We start from the raw sequence: 4083 nt of genomic DNA, 5'->3' as shown, positions 1-4083 counted from the left end.
ACGAGAACACCAACGGGCTGCTCCGGCAGTATTTCCCGAAAGGCACCGACCTGTCCCAGCACGACGCGGCGGAGTTGGTGCGGGTGGCGGCGGAGTTGAACGGGCGGCCTCGGGAGACCCTCGGCTGGCGGACACCAGCCGAGGTCCTCACGAAGCTACTGTTAGATCAGCAGACACCAGGTGTTGCAACCACCGCATGAATCCGCCTGGCCTTCACGGATTTTGGTCGTCAGCCGGCGAGCCAGAGGGCCGGGACGTTCGGCGGTTCCCAGCCCACCAGCGAGGTGTGGGCTTGGCGGCACGTGTACGTGACGCCGTTGTAGGTCACCTTCGCGCCCGTGGCGTACGCCGTGTTCGGCGCCCACGCGGGCACCGACGGCGGCGTGGTGGGCGTGGTCGTCGGCGGGGTCGTGGGTGTGGTCGGGGTGGTCGGCGTGGTGGGGGTCGTCGGGGTGGTGGGTGTGGTCGGGGTCGTGGTGGGCGGCGGTGTCGAGCAGTTCGGCGTCGAGGCGGCCAGGCCGTTCACGACGGCGTGGAACAGCGTCGAGCCCGGGTCCAGGTCGTAGAGCGAGAACATCATCGCGCCGCCGAGGCCGGTGCAGTGGATGTAGTCGGTGCGGGCCTTGACGGACTGCGCGGACGAGCCGCCGAAGAAGTTCGTGCCGTCGTAGAACCAGGCCGACTGCGTGACCGGGTCCCAGAACGTGTCGGACGGGTTGTCGACGATGCCGGTCAGTTCCTTGTACATCGCCACACCCGGCACGTTGCCGCTCAGCGTGTGTCCCGCCGACGGACCCGAAGCCGACTGGTACAGGCCGTGGTTCGACCCGGCGGGCACGCCGGTCCAGCCGCGGTAGTAGAACGGGATGCCCAGCGTCAGCTTGCTCGCGGGGAACCCGCCCGCGATGCCGTACGCGCTGTTGCCGTGCAGGTAGTCCTTGATCACCGAGTCGGTCGTGTACTTCTCGGTGCCCGGCGGGATCGTGCCCGACGGGTCGCTCGGCGAGGAGTACAGCGGGTCCTGGAAGTTCGTCGGCCCGGTCGCGTCCCACGCGCCGTGCATGTCGTAGGTCATCGCGTTGCCGAAGTCCAGGTACTGGCCGATCTTGTCGGTCTGGATCTTCGCGATCTTGTCCTGCCCGCCCGGCAGCGCGGCCGAGAGCGCGTAGTGCTTGCCGCCCAAGGCGTCCAGCTCGGTGCGGAACTCCGCCATCAGCGCGGTGTAGTTCGCGGTGTCGGCGGCGCTGTAGTGGTTGCCGACGTGCCCGGTCGGGGAACCCGGGTACTCCCAGTCGATGTCTATGCCGTCGAAGATGCCCGCCGCGGTGCCCGGGCCGCCGTACCCGCCGGAGGCCGGGATGTTGCCCTTGATGAACATGTCCAGGCACGAGCTGACGAACTTCTTGCGCGACGCGTCGGTCGCGGCGGCGTCGGAGAAGTACTTCGAGTACGTCCAGCCGCCGATCGACAGCAGCACCTTGAGGTTCGGGTGCCGCGCCTTGAGCTCCTGCAGCTGGTGGAAGTTGCCGGCGACCGGCTGGTTCCAGACGTCGGCGGTGCCGTCGACGCTGATGTCGGAGCCGAAGGACTTCTGGTAGTCGGCGAACTGGTCGCCGCCGCCGTCACCGGCGTTCGGGTCGGTCTCGCCGCCCGGGTCGGGTGTGGTCGCCTTCGTCGCCTCGAAGCACGTGTGGTTCGCGGGATCGATGTTCTCGAAGTCGTAGAGCAGGTAGTCGAGGTTGCCGGCGATCGCGTCGACGTTCTTCAGGTAGTAGGCGTTCTGGTAGATGCTCCACTGGTCGAAGTAGGCGATCCGGACCCCGCCGGACGTGGCGGCGGACGCGGGTGGCGCGGCCGGGCCGGCGACCGTGAGCGCGCCCACGACCACGGCGGCCGCGGCGGCGGCGAACATCGCCAATCTTCGGGAAACCCTCTGCATGCTGTCTCCTCGCGCAGGCGGACGGCCCCCTCCCGGGCCGCGACGGCGCGAGAGGGGGCGGTACGCGACGGTTCTTCACGAACAGGTGCCGGCCCGTTCATGAATGTGCGCGTGCGCACACCGAGTGTCAATACTTTGGACTAGACCAATCTTGAGGCGGTGTGCGCTATGGGGCGTGGTGTCCGGATTTCCCAGCGTTGGCAGGGGTTACTTGAGCGGCGGGTCGAGCGGGAAGCACGACACGCGCACGGCCCACGTGTCACCGCCGGCCGGCAGCGGCATCTTCTTCAGCGCCGCGGCCGCGTCCTGGTCGTGGGCCTCCTCGGCCGCAGCGTGGAAGATGTCCGCCGCGATCGACTGGTCGAACACGCCGATCTGCTGGTGCGGCCAGCCCGCGGCACCCTGCAGCGCGCCGGGGATCAGCTGGTCGACGACCTTGCGCAGGGTCACCCCGTTCGGCGCGGTGTACTTCCAGACGTCGACGCCGAGGTTCTTGCCCAGCTCCGCCATCCGGCCCCACGCCGTGAGGTTGAAGTTGACGTAGTGCCAAGACATCGTCCGCGAGAGTTCCAACGGCTGGCTGCCGTCGGCGGCGAACTGGACCGGGAACCGGTTCTTCTCCGCGTCCAGCACGATCTTCTTCGCCGTGTCCCGCTTGCCGAGGTAGGCGGCGATGGTCGCGTTCTGCATGTCGAGGAACGTGCCGTGGTTGTTCGTGGCGGCCAGTTCCAGCTTCGCCTGCGGGCTGGTCTGCATCCAGTTCAGGTACTGCGTGAGCCACGCCTTGATGCCCGAGCGGTCCTGGCCCGTCCAGCCCGGCGCGCCGGTGTCGAGCAGCGCGAAGACGTCGAGCACCTGGCTGAACGACTGCGTCGAGTCGATGATGCCCGTACCGCTGATCGTGCTCTTGCACGGGATGATCTGCGAGTACGTCATGTTCGGGTTCATCCGGGTGGCCGGGTCGAGGAACCACGTCCGGATGTCCAGCGCCGCGCGCTTGGCGTACTTCGGGTCGCCGGTGTAGTACCAGGCGAGCGAGAGGTAGTACATCGCGTCCCACGCCACCATCCGGTAGGTGTGGTCGGTGATCGTGTCGGCCTCCGGGTTGCGCTGGCCGTCCTTGTTGACGTACGGGCAGCCCTGCGGGTTCTCCGGCGTCTTCTCACTCGCCCACCAATAGGGCGCCTGGCTCAGGTAGTCGTGCTTATCGCCGCTGGGCGGCGCGGACGGCTTGTCCATGACCGACCACGGCCCGGCGCTCAGCGCGGTGTTCGCCTTGTCCAGCACCACCTTCAGCGCGTCGCGCTGCGCGCGGGTCGCGTGGCCGTGCTTGAGCGCCGACTGGATGTCCGCGAGCTTCTTGCCGTCGGTGACGACGGTGCGCGGCGCCTGCCCGGCCGTCGCCGTCCCGCTGACCGGGACCATGGCCAGGCACGCGGCCAGCACCGCCGCCCCGAGAACGTGTAACTGCCTTCGCACCTTCGACCGCCCTTTCGGGGACGCCAGGATCCCCACTCGTCACCGGGCGGCGGTACGGCAGTGGCGTCGGCGATTCTGGCTCTCCGGTGCGGCGGCTGTCAAACGGGCCAGGTGCGTTTCTTGGCCAGTGGCTTGGCGTACGAACCGGCCCGGCTGGTCTTCAGGCCGAGCCCGACGAGCGACTCGGCGAGCCGCACGGCGGCGGCGACACCGTCGATCACCGGGATGTCGAGCATCGTCGCGATCCGGCGGTCCAGCCCGGTCATCCCGGCGCAGCCGAGCACCAGGACCTCCGCGCCGGCGTCCCGGGCGCGGCGGCCGGCGGTCAGCAGTGCCGACTCCGTCCGGCGTTCGTCGGTCAGTTCCAGCACGCCGAGGCCGGCGCCGGTGACCGTCACGCAGTTCTGGGCGACCCCCGCGGAGTGCAGGCTGTCCTCGATCAGCCCGCACGTGCGGTCCAATGTGGTCACGACGCCGTAGCGGCGGCCCAGCAGGCAGGCCAGGTGCGCGGCGGCCTCGGTGATGTCGACGACCGGGACGTCCAGCAGCTCGCGGGCTCCCTCGCGGCCGTGGGGGGCGCCCCCCCCCCCCCCCCCCCCCGCCCAACCGGGTGTCAAGCCCCCCCACCCCGCGAGGCCCCCCGCCGGCCCGGCGGCGCGCGCGAG

3 protein-coding genes and 1 pseudogene are annotated in these 4083 nt (G+C 69.6%); 1 reads left to right on the top strand and 3 read right to left on the bottom strand.

Translation table 11 applies throughout. The features are described 5' to 3' along the window. Positions 1 to 200: transposase (locus tag ACGFMK_RS48880; RefSeq protein WP_392778910.1), on the top strand; the 200-nt coding region annotated here is incomplete at its 5' end. Between the two features lie 29 nt (positions 201 to 229). Here ACGFMK_RS48880 and ACGFMK_RS48875 read toward each other — a convergent pair. The 3 genes and pseudogenes from ACGFMK_RS48875 to ACGFMK_RS48865 all read right to left on the bottom strand — a co-directional run. Further along, entirely contained in the window at positions 230 to 1939 is a 1710-nt protein-coding gene (locus tag ACGFMK_RS48875) for a glycosyl hydrolase family 18 protein (RefSeq protein ID WP_392778907.1), read from the bottom strand. A 207-nt stretch (positions 1940 to 2146) separates the two neighbouring features. Beyond that, a complete protein-coding gene (locus ACGFMK_RS48870) occupies positions 2147 to 3418 on the bottom strand; it encodes an alginate lyase family protein (RefSeq protein WP_392778904.1) in 1272 nt (423 codons plus the stop codon). Positions 3419 to 3516: 98 nt separating this feature from the next. Then, a pseudogene (locus ACGFMK_RS48865) lies at positions 3517 to 4002 on the bottom strand (aspartate/glutamate racemase family protein); the annotation flags it as partial. Between the last annotated feature and the right edge of the window lie 81 nt (positions 4003 to 4083).

Source organism: Amycolatopsis sp. NPDC049252, assembly GCF_043197175.1.
Taxonomy (GTDB): domain Bacteria; phylum Actinomycetota; class Actinomycetes; order Mycobacteriales; family Pseudonocardiaceae; genus Amycolatopsis.
This window is presented reverse-complemented; position numbering and strand designations above follow the sequence as displayed.